Source organism: Candidatus Omnitrophota bacterium (assembly GCA_013791745.1).
GTDB lineage: Bacteria > CG03 > CG03 > CG03 > CG03 > CG03.
Genome location: VMTH01000103.1, coordinates 1 through 1664, shown reverse-complemented (window position 1 = coordinate 1664; position 1664 = coordinate 1). Strand labels below are relative to the sequence as shown.

The window sequence follows — 1664 nt, the reverse complement described above, 5'->3', positions numbered from 1 at the left end:
CTCTTCCGCTTCCACGACGACAGGCACGGTATTTTCCGCTTCCTTTACACCCGCGTAAATTCTGTCTATTATATTCTCCGGACGGATGCCCATAATTAAATTTTTTCCGGAAAACGCCGAGAGAAAATCAAATCCTTTGCGGCTGTATTTCAGCTTAAATCCTCCGGCTGCCTCACTTATTAAAAATTTTTCGCCTTCGCGGGAAACTTTTACTTTAATTAAATTTATCGGGGGAGAGCCTATGAAGCTCGCGACAAATTTTGATACGGGCCGTTCATAAAGCTTCATAGGTTCGTCAATCTGCTGAATATAACCATCTTTCATTACGACAATTCTGTCGCCCATTGTCATGGCCTCAATCTGGTCATGTGTGACATAAATTGAGGTTATCTGAAGTTTCGCGTGCAGTTTTTTTATTTCAACGCGCATCTGCACCCTGAGTTTAGCGTCAAGATTTGAGAGAGGTTCGTCAAAAAGAAAAACTTTCGGCTTCCTGACTATCGCGCGGCCCAGCGCCACACGCTGCCTCTGCCCGCCGCTCAACGCCTTAGGCCGGCGGTCAAGTAAATGCTCTATTTCCAGAATCCGCGCCGCTTCGGTAACCCTTTTTTTAATCTCATCCGCCGGATATTTTCGGAGCTTCAGCCCGAAAGCGAGGTTATCCCACACTTTCATATGCGGATAAAGCGCATAGTTCTGAAACACCATCGCTATATCTCTTTCTTTCGGAGGAATATCATTAACTATTCTGTCGCCTATCCGCAATTCTCCCGCCGTGATGTCCTCGAGGCCGGCTATCAGCCTTAAAGTCGTCGATTTTCCGCATCCGGAAGGACCTACAAAAACGCAGAATTCCCTGTCTTTTATATGCAAATTAATATCCTTGCATCCGACGACATCACCCTCGTAAATCTTCGCGATATTTTTTAAGATTACTTCAGCCACAATTAAGCCTCCCTTTGCTCTTTTGCCGTTTTAATTTCTGAGCTGTCACGGCAGAGTTATAACAGAATTATTGCCGCCGAGCCCGTCTGCGGACGTGTTGGAATTGGATGGATCAATTATCCAGTTTCCGTCAGTCACAAACTTGTATTGATGCGATCCGGAGCTCAAAGGCACAATCGCCGACCATATTCCCGAGGCGTTCTTGCTTAGGGGATTGACGTCTTGAGACCAGTTATTGAAACTGCCCGCGACAACAACTTTATTCGCGGTGGGCGCGGAGCAGGTAAAAAGAATCCCGCCTTTAACCTGTTTAGGAGCTCCGGCGGCGGACACCACTTCCGCCGCTTTATCGGGAGATGCCCCGCTGACAGTAACAACTGAGTTTACTCCGCCGACGCCGTCGTCGGCCGTATTGGAATTGGCAGAATCGGTTATCCAGTTTCCGTCCACCACAAATTTGTATTGATGCGCGCCAGTTGCCAGAGGCGCAATCACCGACCATATACCCGCGGCGTTCTTTCTCATGGGATTGGCGTCCTGCGACCAATTATTGAAACTTCCGGCAAGAACAACTTTATTCGCGGTTGGGGCGGAGCAGGTAAAAAGAGTCCCTCCTTTAACCTGCTTAGGAGCATCTGCGGCGGACACCACTCCCGCCGCTTTATCGGGAGATGCCCCGCTGACAGTGACAACTGAGTTTACGCCCCCGACGCCGTCGT

General features: G+C 48.9%; 2 protein-coding genes. Both read right to left on the bottom strand.

What is annotated here, in order from left to right:
* Positions 1 to 945, bottom strand: a 945-nt coding sequence (ugpC, locus tag FP827_04665; protein ID MBA3052366.1) for a sn-glycerol-3-phosphate ABC transporter ATP-binding protein UgpC, incomplete at its 3' end; no start/stop codon positions are given.
* Positions 946 to 990: 45 nt separating this feature from the next.
* Positions 991 to 1664: hypothetical protein (locus FP827_04660; protein ID MBA3052365.1), on the bottom strand; the 674-nt coding region annotated here is incomplete at its 5' end.